Origin of the sequence: Candidatus Profftia lariciata (assembly GCF_020541265.1) — a bacterium.
GTDB lineage: Bacteria > Pseudomonadota > Gammaproteobacteria > Enterobacterales > Enterobacteriaceae > Profftia > Profftia lariciata.
In genome coordinates this window covers 99,105-121,798 of sequence record NZ_CP045925.1, presented here as the reverse complement: position 1 = coordinate 121,798, position 22,694 = coordinate 99,105, and the positions used below count along the sequence as shown (strand labels likewise).

The following is a 22,694-nucleotide window of genomic DNA, read 5'->3' as shown; positions in this document are numbered from 1 at the left end:
TGTATAATTTAGAATCTTAATATTATATTGTATTAATTATTTAATATAATATACAGAATATCACTTATTAAATTGATAATTTTAAAAAATATTTTGTTTTATAAGTATACAAATAAATATGTTAATATAAATATATTATAATACGAATTGTACTATACAAAGCTATTATACTACTTTGCCTTAAATATTTTATAGTGATATATCATGGTATAAATGTCAAGTATTCTAAAAGTTAATATTAGATATCTTTATTTTTTTATATAAATAATAAATATTATGAATATGATATAAACATATTTTCATTGATTCATATTAAATATATATTAATATACTAAAAATATAAATATATATAAATAAAAAAATATAATGGTATTTAAATTATATTTTTTCTACTAATAACTAATGAATATTTATATGATACTTACTTAATTTATTAAAATATTTTTTATCTTTAATAATATTTAATATTATATTTCAATATAATATATTCATCAAATAATAATTTGATATTTTTATTTATATTTTTGTATAAAATAGTATGTTATGAACTATTTGATATATTATTTTTAACATAAATTTTATTAATAAATGGATGATTTAAATCTCCTCTAATATTATAACATGTTAAAGATATTTTATTCCAAAATGATGAAAAAATTTTTGATGCAGCAAATAATATTGCTCCAGCAGTAGGATTAATAATAAATGCAGTAGCTACTCCTACTGTAGTTGATAAATCTGGTGCTACTATCGCTTTCATGTTAATATAGTGTGTTACTAAATTTACTGATCCATTCATTACTATATCAGCAGATAAACCATCTACCAATAAATCATCAATTACTAAAATACCATTACTAAATTTACCATTGCCATGAATACTATCGTAGTAAAATCCCTGACCAAATATATCACTAAAATCTAATTTTATTTTACGAAGTAAGGCATCAAAACTCACCAAACGTAATATCTGACCAGTACGACCACCACCAGCATGATCAATTTCACCTTTTCCTAAAGTACTGCTTAGAGTACCATTAAGAGAATTTATTTGCGGTCTCCATGGTTGACCTATCCAATTTAATTTAAAATAAATATTAAAAGATGAATATTTTGGTAATAAACGAAAGCCAAAATAGTTACTACTACGAGTAATATTATCTCCTTCTAGATTACCTTTTAGAAAAGTATAATTTTTCCCTTTTATTTTATTCCACAAACCAGTAAACATAAGTTTAGTATTACCTGTATTAATAAAGCCGTGATTTAGTTCTAAATAATTTTTTTTCATTATAAAATTAAAGTCAACTTGATTTATATGTTGGCCCATAATCAAACAATTTTTACAACTAAATATAATTTTAGGGTATTTAATAAAGGAAGAAGATTCTAGTTTAGTAAACATAGATATTAAATAATTTTTATTCAATGATATTTTGTTCCATTCTGGGTGATAATCAAGATATGCAAGATTAGCTTTAAATGTATTATGTTGATCAAAAACAGCTGAGCCATTAATTTCATGACCTTTGACAATGACATGAACACCATTTTCTTTTTTTGAGGAAGATACTATTAATTGATGCCATATTTGACCCCCTAATATTAATTGAGGTATACTAATATTTAATGTTTGTGGATAATTAAAAGTATATTTTGTATCTTTAAATATATTTCCTAACGTAGGTATTAACACTGTTAGCCATTCTTCACTATTCAATGCAGGTAAACTTAACCTTAATAATTTGCTCGGTGGGAGATCTGGAATATTTAAGGTATTATAATTCCATATGGCTCGTACTAGTTTTATGTTGTATTTTTGGATAATCAGCTCACTATTAAAATAATTACTGTGACCTAATTTTCCTGAAAATCTTAGACTATTCAAAGTACCTTTAACGTTAATAATTAATGGTAACTGTTCTTTTTTTATTTTATTATTTAAGGGAATGGGTAATTGACTTTTTACATTTTTTAGGTCTGAATTTAACTGAATATTATACAAAAAATGACCGTGATACGGTAATTTAAAAAATATTTTAGTATATAAAGGTGCATAACCATTAATATATTTAGTGAATTCTATAGGTATAAATGATAATTTAGAAAGATGCCAATATGCTTTTAATAAAACATTAATATTCATCTCATCTTTAATTGTAGTGGTGGTAATTGTAAAATTAACTGGCTGACCACACCAATTAGCACGCATTAAATTACTAGTAAAATTTGTGTTCTCAAAATGTAATAATCCATTTAATTGTGTAAAATGATTATTTAATGGCTTGATTAGTAGGGAGTTGTTTTTAAAAAAAATATCGCCTTTTATTTGTATTTTTGTTTTATCTGAAGGTATTTTGATATGTAAAGATGTATTGATATCTCCATGACATTCAAGATTATCTAGAACATTTCTTATAGTATTAGTAAACAACCAATATTTACATAATTTATATATCATATTATATGAACCGGTAATATTAGCATCAATAGAAAAATTTTCTTTCTGATAATTAGGCGTTAATTTGGTTATCTTTTTATCTGGAATCTTTTTTAGCATATTTAGATTAATACCAGATATCCATAACCAATCATCAAAATATAATAATTCTGTTTTAGGATTGCCTAATAACAACCAATATGGGTAATAACAAATTTTTGTATCACTTAATAGTGAGATATTTTTTACTGGTTTATAATTATATTTATAACGAAAAGTATATAAATTTTTTTTATAGACTATGGTTTCGGTATCAATATTATTACGTATTAATGTTTTAATAACATAGTCTAAAAAGTATTTGTTCATGAATGATATAGGAAAATATTGCCATTTATGTATATAATTATATAAATGTCTATCCGGTAAAATATTTAACCATGAATATTGATTAACAAGATATTGGTATCTAAATGATCCATTCATTGATAATATGTGGGATTGTATATTAATATTATTACCTGATAACAACCATCCTTGATCAGTTCTAAAAAATGTAGTATATCCACTAGCATAATTTATTTTTATTCTTGTTGGAATTAACATATTTTTTGTAAAAATAATACTATTTTTTAAAAAAAATGTTAATCCTGCATGCATTGTACTACCGGAAATACTACCATTAAAGTGATTTACTCCAGGGAATAATTTATATGCTTTCCAACTAATATCGTTCCATATACCAATAAAACGCAAATATTCTATATTATGCAAGGGAATATCTAAGCCTATACAATCAATATGTCCTTTGGGTTTTATTTTTTCCCAATACATTATAACATCTGGTATAAAGTACGCTATAGTTGGTAAAATTGATTCCATACACTCTAATTGTAAATTAGTTGCTCGTAGTCTTAACTCCGCAGGTTCATCATTATAATAACCTATATGCTGGATACTTGTAGGATGATACAAAGCACTAAAAGTACCTTGTGGCCAAGCTATACCATCAGTATATAAATTTAGCTGTGGAATATAGAAAGTGTATCCTCTAACAATACGATTTAATTGTATATATAGATTCTTCATTGTAAGCGTGTGTTGTTTATCTACCGTACTATAGTTAACTTGACCATGCTTTATGAAAATATAACTATTTTTAATATTATTATTAGTGATCGTTAACCAAGCTGCTAAGCTAAATTTATTATTTTTTATACCAATATTATATTTTATCCATCGGCTAAGCCAAGAATTCATATTCATTGCATCAGCTTGTAAATATATTTGACCAGAAGTTAATAAATCTTGTGTATTATATAAATCCATTAAGATTTTTACTTTACTATACTCACCTAAATTAGTATAAAAAGTTACTTTTCCTTCAGCACGATGACGAGTATTATGTTTTACAAGTATTAATTTAGGAATATCGATGTAAATCTGTAGACCAGATAAGTTAGTAAAAGAAATCTTACTATTATGTAAAATAAAATTTTCAAAATTATGGAGTAAATAACGGATAATAGTATTATTTTGTACTTTCTGTATATCAGATAATAAAAAATTATACGGCTTATTACTATTAGCGTCTAAATAATATAATGTTAGATTACGTATATGCCAATTCCAATGTAATAAAGACTGCCAAATATTTAAAGCTACAGTTATATGTCGAATATTAATATTGATTTTTGCTTGAGCCCAAGAAATATTATATACTTCTAATATAGGGCCAAAAGATTGCCAACTAGCATTTAATGCTCCAATTTTTACTACAGTACCATAATAATGTTGAATGTTTTCTATTATTTGTTGGCGAAAATAATTAATATGAGGTAATACCAAGCGTAAACTGCTTATTATGATTGCAATGAATACAAGTAATATTAATAGTAAATATTGAAATAATCTTTTCAAGTTCCTTTTTTTGAACTTATTATTGCATTTTGAAATAACATTACCTCATATTTACGTTACATCATATTATTCTGTATATTAAGATATCTTAATTTACATTATTTATTGTTATATTAATCATTTTTAAAATAAAAAATACTTTTCAAGTATTGAACTAATAACATATAACTACCAATAGTTATATATTATTAGAAATATAATATACTTAAAATATTACATATAAAATTTTATATAACTGATGATTTTAATAGATTTGATTATTTTATAATCTATGGGAAATAATTTAATAGATTTATATATAATATAAAGTAAATATTATGTATTGTTAGAATTGACATCATTTAATATATTTTTATAATAACTAGTATAGTTAATATTATTAATGTAATTTCATCAATAAACTATATATTAAATATTTTTTAAAAAAATATTATACCTTAATAAAATATAACATATTTTTTTAAAATTTATGCAATAAAAAATATGTTATTTATTGATATAAAGTACCCAATGAATTATTATTAATAGAATAACTACGAGTGTACTAAATTAGTGTATGTAAATATACATATTATAAATAATAAGCTTCAGCACCAATTTAGTAAAATTTATACCTAATATATTATTAATTCATTTTAAGCTTGCTACATAAATTATTTTTTTTATAGTATAAAAACAATATATTATTGTATAATTACAAATATATTTATCTATTATAAACTATAATCATATAAATTTATATACATACTTAAATTACATAAGTAATTACAATATTGATTGTTTAAGAATTTTGTCATTCTAAATAAGTTCTAATACATTAGATAATATATATTTATTATGTATATAATATTATTAATAATATATAAAATATATTATTTTGAATTAAATAAATATAAAAAGCTTACATATTAATGTAATATGTGCTGATAAATTTTATTATATAATCTAGTATACTTTGATTACATTATATATTTAATGTAATTATATTATAGTTACAATTATATACATGATTATTATTTTAGAAAAAATATTAAATAAAATAATAATGTAGTTATTATATAATATCTTTATATAATAAATATCTATAATCATCTATTAAGAAAATTTGTATATTTTATATATATTTTCATATAAACGTTATACAAATAATATTATAATAAATTTTATAAAATTAATATTTTTTAATATTACATTTTATTTGTATCTTATTAATTTTCTAATTTATATATTATTAAATAATAATATAATAATATATTAAATATTTAGTACAGTCATTACATATCGTATTAATAATATTGCTAATTACATATTATTTAATAGTAGAGTTTAAAATATATAGTATTATGTTACAGTTAAGTTAACTTAATAAAATATTTTAATTATTTTGACATATAAAATATTTTTTATCAATTAGATTTAATAATGATATTTTTAAATAAAATTGAGAGTATTATTAATATTTATGCTACAATTAATAATATATAAAAAAATTAATGATAATTATTACTGGATTAAATATTAATTTATTAATCATAATAAATACAGCTAATGTTTATAAACATTAATTATATAATAATTGAGTTTTTTATAACTTAAAGTAAAAGATTAAACATGTATTACTTAAAATAAAGAAATAGTTTTAATATAAGAATAAATAATAGTTTATTCATGACTATAGTAATAATATGTAATATTTTATAGTAATGAATAAACTATTATTTATAATATACTATTACTGTTTATTTCAAAATATATCTAAAATGCAAAAAATAAAATTAATACAATATATAATGGTATGAAATTGATAATTAAATTCTTTAAAAGTTAATAAAATATTTTGAATTTATATTCATACGTAAACTATGATTAATTAGTATTTTATGTATTATATAAAATACTTATAAGATATATCAAATGTTAAGATTTCTATCTTTTGATTAATTTTTAATTTATAGTGTTTTTATTAATTTAATTAAATATATTTAAAATCTAATAACTAAGTAATTTTATTATGTATATAGCATTGTTATATATTATATATATGTATTACTTAATAAAATAATCTTACTAACTATATATAATTAATATATAAACATATTGTTAATACAATATTAAAAATATTTATATTTAATATTTTTTATATCTACAATATTTCAGTAGTATCTCTAAATAAGAGATACTAAGTAATAAATAATATAATAGTATGATAAACCTAATTACATAATATTATTATATTATATGTATAATATAATAATTTTTTTTGATAAAAAATATTTAAAAAAAATAAATATGATTTTGATAATTTAAAATATAATTTAAAATATAATATATAAAATATTTTAAATACTAATATATCAAAAGATAAACAATAGATATATTGTATTGCAATTACTGATATAAAGAAAATATCTAATTTAAATATTAAATCTATGTTTTATTTTTTAAACAAATAAAACATAAAATATTATAATATCTATTAATATTCATTATATGAATTTTGTGTATTAAATATAAAAATATATTATTAATATAATATTACTTAAAGAGTAAACATATTTAAATTATATAATTAATATTTTTAATATTAATTATATTAATGAAATTTATTTTAAAAATAAACTGTTTTAGTTTAAAAAATATTAAATATATTCATTTATTATATTAATATACTCCTATGAAAATCTTATTACATACTAATATAATATATAATTAATGTTCTTTACTATTATTAAAGTTTTTTTTAATATGTTTAATATTAGTTAAAATATTATTACTATTAAAAATCAAAGTTAATATTTCTTGATTTACTATGATATTACCTTTTTGTTGGCGAAAAATATAAAACCATGTTTTAGTGCCAAAAAAATCTTTTAACATTGGGGTACCTAAAATATAAATTACTTGTTTTTGTGTCATTCCATTATATATTTGAGATGTATCAGTAATAGTAAAATAATTACCCTGATTAATATTTGGATGGTATATAATTTTTTTAAAGGTTGAGCAACTTGAAGTTAGCGTTAATATAATAAGGATAATTAGTATTTTATAACGTATCATATCATTTGCCTCTTAAATATATTAGAAGTCAACGATATTATATGGTGACATAATTTAAAACAAGCACATAATAATATTATTTTATATGTTAATATAAACAATATTATTGCTTTAATGTTCAGGTAATGATATTGATCATATAAGTTAAATTTACGCTTGAAGTATATTATATTTCATAAATATACATACATAATATTGTTTACTAATTGTTTTTATAAAAACTTAATTTTGTTATAATATTACTTAATAAAAATAAACTTTATAAAAAATCACATTTATAAATAACATTATTTCTAATAATGATAATAAAATATTATAAATTTATAATTTTTTTTTAAATAAGTCTACAATAGAAAAACTTATCTTAACAAAAAATATAATTATTTTAGTTTTAGATATCTCTAAAATAATTTATTTTTTAATTTTATAAGCATAATATTAATCTTAAATAATTTAAACATATTTATTTGAATATTTAAAAATAAAAATTTAGCTAATTTAAGAATATGAAGTACTCATAGAAATATTCTGAAGAATATATAAGTATTATTTATTTGAAGTAAATGTTTTATCATATCTTAAAATGCTAACTAATTTTAATTGTTATAACTTTTATTAAAATTAATATTTTTATTATTTTATTAATTATATATGAACTAATTACATTAAGTTTTACAATTATTATTGTACTTTTAGTTTTAATATTAAAGATAACATAAATTATTTTTATATATCAATGATAATGAAATGAATAGTCAGATAAAATATATGTACTTATACAAAAAGCTTTAGCTTAATAACAAATAATATTTATTTAGTAATAATTTTTATTGAATGATTGTATATACATGAATAAATAAAATTTTATTATACAATAAAATATACTGATAATTAATATTTCTAAAATAATTATACAAACGCAAATATAATTACTGTTAAACTGTAAAAAATAATCAAAAAATAATATTTATTAGTATATAAAATATACTACATGCGAGTTCATTTAAATTGATATTTTATGGTATATCTTATTATTAAAATAATAATATTAAATGATAATCACTATAATAGAAAATATCTATTTAAATTAAAAAAGCATTATTGTAAATAACATACATTATTTCGTAATAACTAAATTAATTAGAGTTAATAATATAAATTTTTAAAAAAATTTTTTAGACCAACCTAACTTATTATTTAATATGTTAAAGTAATTATATTTTTTAGGATGTATTAAATTAAGATGAAACTTACTTTTTTGAATTGTTACTTCGTCTCCTGGATGGATCAGCAAGATAATCTGACCGTCGCAATTTAATTCTAGAACATTACGAAAATCACTAAATTTACCAAAACGCAGATTAATTTTACTATTACTATCAATAACTAATGGTCGAGCAGATAGAGTATGAGGGAACATTGGTATAAGTGATATAGCATGCAGCGATGGTGTAAGAATAGGACCATTAGCAGACAATGAATAAGCGGTAGATCCAGTTGGCGTAGAAATTATGAGACCATCAGCACGTTGTGAAAAAGCAAATGTTTCATTAATATATACTTCGAAATCAATCATATGCGCTACTTTACCAGGATGTAATACTACTTCATTAATCGCAGTACCAATGCTTTTTGGTTGATTTTTATAAAATACTTGAGCCTCAAGTAAAAAACGTTGTTCACTAAAATATGCACCATTAATAACATTTAAAAGCTGCTGTTTAATATTTTTAGGATTTAAATCAGCAAGAAAACCAATCTTACCAAGATTTACACCAATAACTTTAATATCATAACGAGCTAGAATTCTTGCTGCTCCTAACATACTACCATCACCACCAACTACTACTGCAAGATCAGCTTGTTGACCAATATCAGTTAAGCTACCTATAGTAACATTATAAAGTTTTAAATCATGTGCAACCTGGTATTCAACAATTACTTCATAACCTTTACTAACCAACCAATAAAATAGCATCTTTTGAGTAGTCAGCGTAGCTAATGCAGCTGTATGCCGAGGATGCCCAATAAGACCAATACTTTTAAAGTTTTTTTTCATAACATCATATTCCTTACTACAATATATTTAATTCATTTGTCGATACAAGGTTCTCTTGAATAGCTATATTTTATCCCTATAATAAATAAAGTAATAAGATATATACTCAACTTCGGAGAATTTTATGAGTAGTCAAGAAAAAAATATATTACATGCCAAAGACGTACAAGATGTACAAAACGAACAAGAACACTTAGAGCAGGATCAAAGTAATACTAGAGATACAGTAATAGATATGCATAATACGCGTATTACTGCACTAGAATCTCAATTACAAGAGTCACTGCAACGTGAAAAAGATACTATCTTACGTGCTCGTGCAGAAGCTGAGAATCTTCGCCGACGTGCTGAGCAAGAGCTTGAAAAGGCTCATAAGTTTTCATTAGAGAAATTCTCTAATGCATTGCTACCAGTAATTGATAGCCTAGAACGGGCTGTAGATTTATCTGATCAATCAAATCTTAATGCAGTAGCTATGGTTGAAGGTATTAAATTAACCTTAAAATCTATGTTAGATACTGTACATAAATTCGGTATAAAACAAGTCAATGATGTTAATGTTTTATTTAATCCGGAAATACACCAAGCTATGACACTTATGGAATCTGATCAGCATAAGCCAAATCACGTTATAATGGTTATGCAAAAAGGATATACCTTAAATGGTCGTATTATACGTCCTGCTATGGTTGTAGTATCTAAAACTAAAGATATATTATAATTATTCTTAAAATATTAAAGTTAATAAAATAATTATTACATAATATATATTATTTATTATTATTATCAGATAATCTAGGTTGCCAATCAATTGGATAAATGTTTTGCTCTACTAATAATATATTTGTCTGTGAGAAATGATGACAACCCAAAAAACCGCGATATGCCGATCTTGGTGAAGGGTGCGGAGCTTTTAATACTCGGTGGTATTGAGAATTAATTATCTTATCCTTTTTTTGCGCATCCGCACCCCACAAAAGAAAAATAATTCCCGTACGATTATTACTTAATAGTGTTATTACATAGTCAGTAAAAATAGTCCATCCTAATTTAGAATGTGAACGAGCCCTACCTGCTTCGACAGTTAATACAGTATTTAAAAGTAAAACACCTTGGTCAGCCCAGCTTTTTAAACATCCATGCTTAGGTATTTTAAAACCTTGAATATCAGTTTGTAGCTCCTTATAAATATTTATAAGAGAGGGAGGTATAGTCATTCCTTCTTTTACAGAGAAAGATAACCCATCAGCTTGATTAGGCCCATAGTAAGGATCTTGTCCAAGAATAACAACTTTAACATGGTGAAAAGCAGTAAAAAAAAAGCATTAAACACATCCTGCTCAGCAGGATAAATAATCTTACCAGATTGACGTTCTAATAAAATAAATTTTAAAATATTAGAAAAATAAGATTTTTTTTGCTCAGACATAATAATATTATGCCAGTTATTTAATATGTTCATTCTATATGATTTTTAATTAATTAGTAAATATTTTAAAAACTAAAGATTATTACTAATAATAGTAAATTAAATAAAACAATTAAAGTATATTATTGTATAATGATTACAAGATTAATTACTAAATTTAATTAAATTATTTTTAAATATATTATTACTTCGTATATAATACATAGCATGAATCTTAATGATAAAATTACAATAATTCATAGTACTTAGATACATAAGTATAACATTAAATGTTAATTTTTTGTATATTAAGTCAAACAAATATAAAAAATATTACAATAAATTATTTATTAAATACTTTATATTTATTATTTATAATTTTTATCTTATAAAGATTGTATTGTTAATTACAATTGTTAATTCATATATAATATACAAAGCATTTATATAAAACCTAGTATATAAAAATTAGTATTTATATACATAATGAATATTATTAGCAATATTATTTCTTGATAAAAAATAATAATATTTAATAAGTATATTATTATATATTTTTATAAGTTATATTTTATAAATAAATTTGAGAAATTTAATATAATTTTTACAAAATTATACTATTTACTATAATAAAATTCTCATTTTATTGATGTAAATAAAATAATTTATTATTTTAAATAATATTAAATGATTATCATGTATATTAATATTTTTGATTAAAAGGTATATAATTATAACTATGGTAGGATATAAACCCACCAATAAACTAAATCAAAAAACTCGCGATAGGCAAATGGATCATTTGAAAATACCGCCACATTCGTTAGAAGCAGAACAATCAGTATTAGGTGGATTGATGCTAGATAACGCACATTGGGATGATGTGACTAAGTATCTAATTGCTAATGATTTTTATAGTCGTCCCCACCGTATTATTTTTACTGAAATGCAACATTTACTAGAAATTAATAAGCCAATTGATTTAATTACATTGTCTGAATCTTTAGAACAGCGCGATATATTAGAATCTGTAGGTGGATTTGCGTATCTAGCAGAACTATCAAAAAATACACCAAGTACAGCTAATATAAGTGCTTATGCAGATATTGTACGTGAGAGAGCAATAGTACGAGAAATTATTATTGTTGCTAATGAGATAGCTGATGCAAGTTATATTTCTCAAGGACGTACCAGCGAAGAACTATTAGATTTTGCAGAATCACGAGTATTCCACATTGCAGAAACTAGATCTAATAAAAATGAAGGTCCAAAAAGTATAGATTGTATTTTAGAAAAAACTGTGGCTCGTATTGAAGCACTTTATCAATCTCCATATAACGGAATAACTGGTCTGGATACTGGTTATCAAGCTCTTAATAAACAAACTGCTGGTTTACAACCTTCTGATCTTATCATTGTAGCAGCACGTCCATCGATGGGTAAAACTACTTTTGCGATGAATCTATGTGAAAATGCTGCAATGACCCAAAATAAACCAGTATTAATTTTTAGTCTTGAAATGCCAGCTGAACAAATTATGATGCGTATGTTAGCGTCATTAGCACGTGTAGAACAAACAAAAATTCGTACAGGTCAATTAAATAATGAAGATTGGGCAAGTATTTCTAGCACTATGAGTATTCTACTAGAAAAACGTAACATATATATTGATGATTCAACTGATCTTACACCAGTAGAAGTACGTTCTCGTGCACGTCGTATTTTTCGAGAACACAATGGACTTAGCTTGATTATGATAGACTATCTCCAGCTAATGCGTGTACCTTCTTTATCAGATAACCGTACATCAGAAATAGCAGAAATATCACGATCACTAAAAGCATTAGCAAAAGAATTACAGGTTTCAGTGTTAGCATTATCTCAATTAAACCGATCTTTAGAACAACGTGCTGATAAACGTCCTATAAATTCTGATTTACGTGAATCTGGTTCTATTGAACAAGATGCTGACTTAATTATGTTTATATATCGTGATGAAGTTTATCATGAAAATAGTGATCTAAAAGGTATTGCAGAAATAATTTTAGGAAAACATCGCAATGGTCCTATTGGTACAGTTTTGCTAACTTTTAATGGTCAATTTTCCCGTTTTGATAATTATGCAGGACCGCAGTATGATGATAAATAATTGTGTACTATTTAATTTTTATTAATTATTGTAATAATATATCACAATCAATAATAATATTTATTGAGTTTTTATATAAATAACAATATCATATATATATTAAGTACTTATAAAAAATTTTGATATAAAATTTATTATACTATAATTATTTTAGTAAAACATATGTGTTATGCAACTATACAAAATAATTATTATACTATTATTTCTAGCTAGTAATTATACTATATTATAAGAATATTTTTAAATAAAATATAATTAAAATATATTATGATTAAAGAAAATTGTATTTACTATCTTAATAAAATATATATATTAACATATAATATTCATTGTTTATAAAAATTATACTTACAATATAATATTATAAATATAATAAAAAACAACTAAAATATAAACAATTAGTATTCTTTAAAAAAGATAACTAATATTAATGTTTTTATTATGAATAGATTATAAGACTTATTAAGTGTAAGTATTCATATTAATTTATTAATATTAACAATAATATTGTTATCTTCGTCAATAAAAAAAGAAATAATATGCAATAGATAATAAATGCTGAAATAATATTATTATTTTTAATAAAATCAACAATATGTTTAGTTTATTTCTAATAATTTTATATAATCATATAATTATATTAATTTATATTATATTTTATATAAATATTGTACTAATTAATTTGTTAAATTTACTTTATGTTGATTTAACTACTAATTATTTTTATGAAAACAAGAATATATTATACAATAGGAATATTATTATAAGAATTAAAATATTACTACATAATTTATGTATTTTAATTTTTTAAAAAAATTTTATATATGTATTATTTCTGCAGTATATTAACAATAATAAAAATATTATTTTTTTAAAAAATAATCTTTAAAATAATAATATTTAACATTCAAAGATCTATATATGGAATATATCATACTATATTTTTAATAAAAACATTTAATAAAATAATTTAATAAAGTAAATAAATTTTTTATAAAAAATAAAATAATATATTTTTTTTATTATATAAAAGCATATTAAATTTTATTTAAAATAAATTCTTAATAAGCATTAAAAAATTTTGTAATTATTATATAATAATTTATTCTATTTTACATATGTACGTATTACTAATACAACTTTGAAAGTTAAATATGTTTATATATCCTTCTTTTCAACAAAAGATATAATTTTAAAACCAAGTATTATTTTGCTGATGACGTTGCCACAATATCCATAAAGACATTCCACGTAATAATAAAAATACTGTTATAGATAACCATAAACCATGATTACCTAAATAAGGTAAAGTACATAGTGTTACACTATACCCAAGTACGGATATAGCCATACTATTACGCATATCTTTTCCTCGTGTTGCACCAATAAATATACCGTCAAATAAATAGCACCATACTCCAAAGAATGGCAAAATAATTTGCCACGGAAGATAATCCATTGCAAGTACTTGTATATCAGGTAATGAAGTTAACAGTTTAATAATATATTTACCAAATAGTGTATAAAATAAAGTAAGAAATGTTGCTAAATATATAGCTTGCCGATAAGATGCATGCCAAATACTTTGTAATTGATATATGTTACGTGCTCCATATGCATAGCCTGAATATATTTCTATTGCATACGCAAAACCATCTAAAAAATAAGAAGTAAAAGTCATAAAATTCATGAGTACTGTATTTATTGCAACTACTTTGTATCCTATACGTGCACCTAATATAGTAATTGATACAAGACATAATTGTAGTAATAAAGAACGCAGTATGATATCGCGATGAAATACTAGTAATTGATATATATTTGTATGCCAAATATTGTAGCAATTGATTAACTTTAAATCATACATCTTTATTATATGCCATACTAAACAACTACTTAGCAATAAAACAATATAATCAGTAATTACTGTAGCACTAGCAGAGCCGATAACGTTCCAATGCAAGCTTTTTATAAACCATAAATTAAGAATTATATTAATAACATTACCAATAAATAATATAATAACAGGAACACGAATATATTGCATTCCAAATAACCAACCTACAATAACTAGATTAGCAAGATTAGCTGGTGCACCAAGCCAACGAATACGCATAAACAAACAAGCTTGTTTTAATACCTGCTGATCTCCACCAACAATATTTAATACACCATTTGTTAAGAAATCACGCATGATGATAATTATAATGCCTATTACAATTGCTAAACACATTGGTTGTACAAATGCAGAAGATAAGGCATTTTTATCAAAAATCGCAAATGCCTGTGCTGTTATTCCAGTAGTACCCATACGTAAAAATAATAATAACATAAATATAAACGATGTGACTGATGTACCTATAGCTACACCGCCTAAATATTTTTCATTACCTAAATGCCCAATCACTGCAGTATCAATAATACCTAATAATGATACTGAAATATTAGATAAAATCATTGGTAACGCAAGAGCCCATAATGTTTTATCAGTTTGTTTAAATAATATCATCATCTATTATTGTTTATATTGAATTAATAACGTTATTAAATAACGTCACAATATAGCAATTTATTATCAAATAAAAACTCAGAAAAATTATAAATTAATCAGTATATTAATTAAATACGCATAAGATTATTAAGATTATATTATAATAAAATACTTATAAATAAATAATGTTATTATATAATATTTTATTATCATATAAATAATATTATTATATTTTATTATTGTAATATAATATTATAATACGATAACTGTACTAATTAATATAAAATTAATTGATCATAAAATAAAAGATTTTTTGTATATTATATGAATAAATTTATAAACTATTATTCAATATGAATATCTATTAGTACTTATTTATAATATAAAATATCTTTTATTAGATAGTAAACTTGATACATGTTATAGTTACTATAATTATATTAAATTATTATATTTATATATATAATAAATCAAAATAATTATTTACTATAATAACTTTATTATGGTAAATAATTGTCATATTATATAATAATATAATGATTTAATAATATTAATATACTTTTAATATACTTTTAATATATTAATAATTTATTAATTATGATGATTATATAACAACAAACATATTAAGTATATTAATTTTTTACATAATGATTATAAATAATTAAAGATATGCTATTACAAATATCTTATGTAATTTATTATATTAAATACTATTTTAATAGTATGCTTATTATTTATTAAAATTTAATAAAATATTATTTATAGTGTAGCTAGAGACTATAAATAATATTTTATACATGATAAAATATATTATTTGCTATATATTATTTATATTCATATTAGTTTTGCAATATCTTAATTTTTAAAAAATTATAATTTAAGAATTAGTTATTATACTTTACTAACCATGTAATATTTTCAATATAACTAATATAATAATTAATTAAACCATTAAGATATCATAATATTTTTTAGTAATAGAATAAAACATATATAATATAAACCTTTACAATATATATTTATATTTTTAATTCAACATTATAAAATAATAAAATTTACAAGACATAGTACTTATAATGACTAATAAGTACTGATCATCCGATTGTACACTTTATTAAAATAATAAAATTGCTGGGAATATATGTAATACTATAAAATATTAAAGGTTATTGAGTAATTTCGTATCTAATATTAGTAATATTATTCATAATTATTGCTATTGTAAAATTATATACTTTGATTGAGCTAAATAATATGCTTAACAATTGAAAAAACTAATCCTGCAATAATGTATGATTTTACTATAATTATATTATAAATTAACTACTCATATCTTTAGCTAGGCAAAACATTATAATATAATTAAATTAAATACCATGAATCTTAAACAAATTACTAAATTAACCGCGCAGGATATAGCTGATGTGAATACAACAATGCTTCAACAGCTTAATTCTAAAGTTAGCTTAATTAACCAATTAGGTTATTATATTATTAATAGTGGAGGCAAACGTATTCGTCCACTCATTACAGTATTATCAGCTAGAGCATTAAATTATAAAGGTAGTAAACATATTACCGTAGCAGCATTAATTGAATTTCTTCATACTGCAATGTTATTACATGATGATGTGGTTGATAAATCTAATATGCGTCGTGGAAAAGCTACAGCCAATGTAGTATTTGGTAATGCAGCTAGTGTATTGGTAGGTGATTTTATCTATACTCGCTCATTCCAAATGATGACTAATCTACAATCATTACGTGTATTAGAAATAATGTCTGAAGCAACTAATATTATTGCTGAAGGTGAAGTATTACAATTAATAAACATTAATGATCCTGATATAACTGAAGAAAATTATATGCATGTAATTTACAGTAAAACAGCTTGCTTATTTGAAGTAGCTACTCAATCTTCAGCTATTCTTGCTAGTGCAACACAAGAACAAGAACATGCACTACAAAATTATGGACGTTACTTAGGAACTGCTTTCCAATTAATAGATGATTTACTAGATTATGATTCTGATGTAAATATCTTAGGTAAAAACCATGGTAATGATCTTAATGAAGGTAAACTAACATTACCATTACTTCATGCTATGAAAAATGGTTCTCCCGAACGTTCATTGATAATTCGTCAAGCTATCAAAGAGGGTAATAAACGTTATTTACTTAAACCAATTCTTGATATTATGCATGAAGTAGGATCTTTGAATTACACTCGTCATATTGCTGAACAAGAAATTAGCAAAGCTATTTTAGCATTAAGTGTATTGCCAGAATCACTGTATAAACATGCACTTATTCAATTGGCTAATATAGTTATTAATCGTAATTATTAATCTTTATTAAGATATTTTAAAAAAGATAATAGCCTTTTAAAAGACTATTCTTTAAATAAAGATAGTCTTTTAAATTATTAAATTTATTAATCTAATATTTAAATATTTATTAAATAAAGATTAGTTTGTTATTACTAGTTAAGATTTTTTAATATTTATAATAATATTTGTTAATGGTCTTAATAAAATTATAAATTTTCATATGATGAAATCATATGATTAGTTTTAATAATATCCTATACAAAGACTAAAGAATATCATTATGAATGAATGTTGATATAAAAAATATTTTACATATATTAATTTTTATAAAAAATATAGTATATATAGAAAATATACTTATTATATATATAATATTTTATGTCTTAATTTATGTTTGTATTATATTATAAATCTAAAAATTAGATAGTTATGATATAATTAAATATTATATTATTTTATTTCTATATCTTTAATATTAACTATTAACATTAAAAAATAAATTCATAATAAGATGTTAAGACAATACATGATATTAAAATCATTTAATTTATTATTTAATATCAATTAATTAATAGTACTGTATAAAGAAATAAAAATTTTATTTTGTAGAATAATAATCAAGCTTATTTAAGAGAATAAAATGTGTAATACTGCAATATTAATTGTATTATTTATGAAATAATAGTTCATAAAACAAAAACATATTATATAATAATATGAAATATACTTGCAACTATATTTTTATATATTAATAATATTTTTATTACAATAAGTTATTTATATTGTATATATAATATATTAATATTATTAATATGTTATTTATATTTTATATTAATTATTAAATAATAATACAATGATAAAAATAATACCACAAGTAATATTATATTGATAGTACAAAATTATATATGGATATATAGATAATATTTTAAAAAATAAATAATTAATATTACGATATAATAAATGCTATAATTATATATTATTACTAATAAAATATATTAACCAAATATAATATTCATATTAAAATATTATATACTTTATAAAAATAATTTTAAAGTTAGTAATATTGTATTTACAGTATTCTAATATAAAAATATTGAGTTTTAATCAATAAAAAATTATTATATAATATTATTACTAATATTTATCTTTAATATATATATTAAAATAATGTATATAGTTGCATAAATAAATTTTTTCTTTCAAGAATACTATAACACAGCATAAATGTGAATACTATATAAAATATTTTAACGAAATAAAATCACTTTTTATAAATAATTATTTAATAAATAAATATTTTTATATAAAGATATCTATCTTTTAGATAAAAAATTTTATTTATATGAAATATATAAATTTTTATGTTATTTTATTTATGAAAAATATTTTGAAATAGCATTTATATATTATTAAATATATACAAAAAACTTATTTTAAAAAATAAACAATATAATAATACATTATTAATATATTCATTATCTAGTATAGATTCTCTATTATTGTAATGATTCAATGTTTATTGTATTAATGAATAATATATTAACTATATTTATAATATATTACGATATATATTTTATTTATTCCATTAAAAGAAGTAATTTTTATATATATAATGATATATAATAAATAAAAATTATTTGTACTTTATATGATAGAATATGCTTAAATCATTAAATATGATCAAAAATAAATATTTTATAAATAAAATAATTTTTTAAAAAATACTATATTAACAGTATATAAATCTACTGCCACTATCTCAATACACTTAAAATAAATATTATTAATAATAAATTATGTAGCAAGTATTTAACATACTGAATGTTACATTCATATACACTTAATATTTATTGATTATATTTTATTAATAGTAATATTCATAATATTTTACAGTAATTATTAGATTTATGTAATATATTATATAACCTTTATGATTTTAAGAGATCTAAATAGACTATGACTGAAATGCGCTTAAAAATAACTAAAAGAAAAATTTTGGTAACGTGTGCTTTACCATATGCCAACGGACCAATTCATTTAGGTCATATGTTAGAACATATTCAAGCAGACATATGGGTTCGTTTTCAACGCATGCAAAATCACGAAGTATATCTTATTTGCGCTGATGATGCCCATGGTACTCCTATTATGTTAAAATCAGAAAAATTAGGCATAAATCCTGAACAAATGATTATTGGTATTAAAAAAGAACATCAGAAAGATTTTTCTGATTTTCATATACATTACGATAATTATCATTCTACGCACAGTGAAGAAAATCGCGAGTTATCACAATTTATTTACAAACATCTAAAAGAAAATAATTTTATAAAACAACATACAATTTATCAGTTATATGATTTAGAAAAAAAAATGTTTTTACCAGATCGTTTTGTAATAGGCATTTGTCCTAAATGTAATATACCTGATCAATATGGTGATACTTGTGAAGTATGTGGTGCAATATATAATCCTATAGAACTTATTAATCCTAAATCAGTAATTTCTGGTGCCACACCTATTATACGTAAATCAGAACATTTCTTTTTTGATTTACCAGCTTGTCGTGAAATGCTAAAACAATGGATTTACTCTGGTTCTCTGCCAAAACAAGTAACAAATAAAATGCAAGAATGGTTTCAAAAAGGTCTGCAGCAATGGGATATTACTCGCGATGCACCATATTTTGGTTTTGAAATTCCTGATGCTCCAGGAAAATATTTTTATGTATGGTTAGATGCACCAATTGGTTATATGAGTTCTTTTAAAAATTTATGTAATAAAAATAGTAATCTTAGCTTTGATGAATTTTGGAGTAAAGAGTCTTCTACAGATCTTTATCACTTTATAGGTAAAGATATCATTTATTTTCATAGTTTATTTTGGCCTGCTATATTAGAATGTAGTAATTTTCGTAAACCTAGTAATATCTTTGTGCATGGATATATCACTGTTAATGGTGCAAAAATGTCTAAATCACGTGGTACTTTTGTACAGGCTAAAACTTATTTAAAACACTTAGATCCAGAGTGCTTACGTTATTATTATGCAACAAAACTTTCCTCTCGTATAGACGATATTGATTTAAATATGCAGGATTTTGTGCAACGAGTGAATACTGATATCGTTAATAAATTAATCAATCTTGCTGCCCGTAATGCTTCTTTTATTAATCAACGTTTTAATGGCGTACTTGCTAGCTACACAGAAGATTCAGATGTCTACAATACCGTTATAAATGCTGCAGATGATATTGCTAAGTTATACGATAATAGAGAATTAGGAAAAGCTATGCGTAAAATCATGACATTAGTTGATTTATCAAATCGCTATATTGATGTACAAGCACCATGGATATTAGCAAAAAAAAGAGGGCAAGATGCTACTCTACAAGCAATTTGTTCTATGGGAATTAATTTATTTCGTATACTTATGATCTATATAACACCAGTAATGCCTGCATTAAGTCAACGGGCTGAATCTTTCTTAAATACTACATTAACTTGGAATAGTATTACTAAAAGATTTAATGGACATCAGATAAATACTTTTCAAGTACTGTTTAATCGTATTGAAATAACAAAAGTTAGAGAAATGATGGAAGATAGCAAAGTTACTCAGATAACTATTGTGTAATATACGTACAGCCTATTCATGAGTTAACAATTTTTTATTCTAAAATATTTAATATATCATGAATATTTTGTTACTAAAAATTAATAGACTAATTGTTAAAGTAAATAGTATTAAGTACGTTAAAAAAAATAAAATACTATTTTAATCAAAACTAAATATAAATGGTTAAAATAATCAAATATATTTTTATATATTATTTATACTTATCTTACTCAAAAGTACTTATTGATTTTTTGTACTATAATTATCATTAATCTAGTACTGTGTGAAATAAGATCTAACTTTTCTAAATTTAGAATGTACTAACTGTATATAAAATTATGTAGCATATATTATCAGCTCTCATACAGTATATAGATGTAGATACTAAGTACAATAATTGTCTAATATGAATAAAATTATTGATAATTGTATTATATATCTGACTAGAATAAAATGTAGTGATATTATCACTAGAATATAAATTATAATAATAAAATATTATTTTTTATACAAATAAAAATTTAAATCAATTATATTTAATTACATGGTTTTTATTTTTCTTTATCTTTATTATTCTACTTAAATTAAGACATAATAAATATAGTACTGTATATTTATAATATATATTGTATTTTAAGACAATACTAAAAAAAATGATATTTATATAGTATAATAATGTTTATGATGTATATCAATTAACATTTTTAAAAAAATTTTATTTTATATGTTTAGTATACAATAATCTATTATTTATTTTTAGTTATTAAAAACAAAATATTAATTTTTTAAATTATTCTTAGATGAATACAGACATTGTTTATGAGATTACTTATGCATTTTTTATAAAAATTATTAGTTTAATCATGCTTTATATTTATCTTATTATAATGTAAGTATAATATTTTGTAAATTATACTGATTTTATAACATTCTTCTAAAACAATATTTGAATAATTTAAATATTATATCCATTGATATAAAATACTATATAGTATGTTGTATATATACTAATCAATATTGCTTAATATATTACTAATATATGGTTTATAATGAAACATATTTTATATATACCTAAATAAATATGAATATTACATTAATAAATATTAAAATTTATTATTTACTATTATTAAAATATTTATTATTTTTTGTATAGCATCATAACTCTATATAAAAGAAAATAATAAATATGCAGTCTATGTGTAATATTAAATATTTTCAT

7 protein-coding genes and 2 pseudogenes are annotated in these 22,694 nt (G+C 21.3%); 4 read left to right on the top strand and 5 right to left on the bottom strand.

Annotated elements, in window-relative coordinates; translation table 11 throughout:
• Positions 1–541 precede the first annotated feature (541 nt).
• The 3 genes from GII40_RS00250 to nadK form a co-directional block, all read right to left on the bottom strand.
• Positions 542–4,360 carry a YhdP family protein gene (locus GII40_RS00250; RefSeq protein WP_226813413.1) on the bottom strand — a complete coding sequence of 1,273 codons (3,819 nt, stop codon included), beginning with the start codon at positions 4,358–4,360 and terminating at the stop codon, positions 542–544.
• A 2,709-nt stretch (positions 4,361–7,069) separates the two neighbouring features.
• A complete protein-coding gene (gene bamE, locus GII40_RS00245) occupies positions 7,070–7,420 on the bottom strand; it encodes an outer membrane protein assembly factor BamE (protein ID WP_226813412.1) in 351 nt (116 codons plus the stop codon).
• A gap of 1,162 nt (positions 7,421–8,582) precedes the next feature.
• The gene (gene nadK / locus GII40_RS00240; protein ID WP_226813411.1) at positions 8,583–9,479 is read right to left on the bottom strand and encodes an NAD(+) kinase; all 897 of its coding nucleotides are present in this window, start codon (positions 9,477–9,479) and stop codon (positions 8,583–8,585) included.
• A 124-nt stretch (positions 9,480–9,603) separates the two neighbouring features.
• Between nadK and grpE the strand changes: the two genes are divergently transcribed.
• Positions 9,604–10,200, top strand: coding sequence for a nucleotide exchange factor GrpE (gene grpE, locus GII40_RS00235; protein ID WP_226813410.1), 597 nt, complete (start codon positions 9,604–9,606; stop codon positions 10,198–10,200).
• A 49-nt stretch (positions 10,201–10,249) separates the two neighbouring features.
• Here the strand turns inward: grpE and ung are convergent.
• Positions 10,250–10,941 (bottom strand): annotated as a pseudogene (gene ung / locus GII40_RS00230) (uracil-DNA glycosylase).
• Positions 10,942–11,626: 685 nt separating this feature from the next.
• On the opposite strand from ung, the gene dnaB reads away from it, so the two are divergent.
• On the top strand, positions 11,627–13,036 hold the full coding sequence (gene dnaB / locus GII40_RS00225) for a replicative DNA helicase (RefSeq protein WP_226813409.1): 1,410 nt from the start codon (positions 11,627–11,629) through the stop codon (positions 13,034–13,036).
• Between the two features lie 1,192 nt (positions 13,037–14,228).
• Here the strand turns inward: dnaB and dinF are convergent.
• Entirely contained in the window at positions 14,229–15,545 is a 1,317-nt protein-coding gene (gene dinF, locus GII40_RS00220; RefSeq protein WP_226813609.1) for an MATE family efflux transporter DinF, read from the bottom strand.
• Between the two features lie 1,358 nt (positions 15,546–16,903).
• On the opposite strand from dinF, the gene ispB reads away from it, so the two are divergent.
• Together ispB and metG are read left to right on the top strand one after the other, a co-directional pair.
• Positions 16,904–17,875: an octaprenyl diphosphate synthase gene (gene ispB, locus GII40_RS00215; RefSeq protein ID WP_226813408.1), complete on the top strand. Its 972-nt coding sequence runs from the start codon at positions 16,904–16,906 to the stop codon at positions 17,873–17,875.
• 1,947 nt (positions 17,876–19,822) lie between these two features.
• Positions 19,823–21,472, top strand: a pseudogene (gene metG, locus GII40_RS00210) (methionine--tRNA ligase); the annotation flags it as partial.
• Positions 21,473–22,694: the final 1,222 nt, after the last annotated feature.

Bases quoted from the DNA above. Each gene is read 5' to 3' on its own strand.
- bamE (WP_226813412.1), bottom strand. From the start codon at position 7,420: ATGATACGTTATAAAATACTAATTATCCTTATTATATTAACGCTAACT.
- nadK (WP_226813411.1), bottom strand. From the start codon at position 9,479: ATGAAAAAAAACTTTAAAAGTATTGGTCTTATTGGGCATCCTCGGCAT.
- grpE (WP_226813410.1), top strand. From the start codon at position 9,604: ATGAGTAGTCAAGAAAAAAATATATTACATGCCAAAGACGTACAAGAT.
- dnaB (WP_226813409.1), top strand. From the start codon at position 11,627: ATGGTAGGATATAAACCCACCAATAAACTAAATCAAAAAACTCGCGAT.
- dinF (WP_226813609.1), bottom strand. From the start codon at position 15,545: ATGATATTATTTAAACAAACTGATAAAACATTATGGGCTCTTGCGTTA.
- ispB (WP_226813408.1), top strand. From the start codon at position 16,904: ATGAATCTTAAACAAATTACTAAATTAACCGCGCAGGATATAGCTGAT.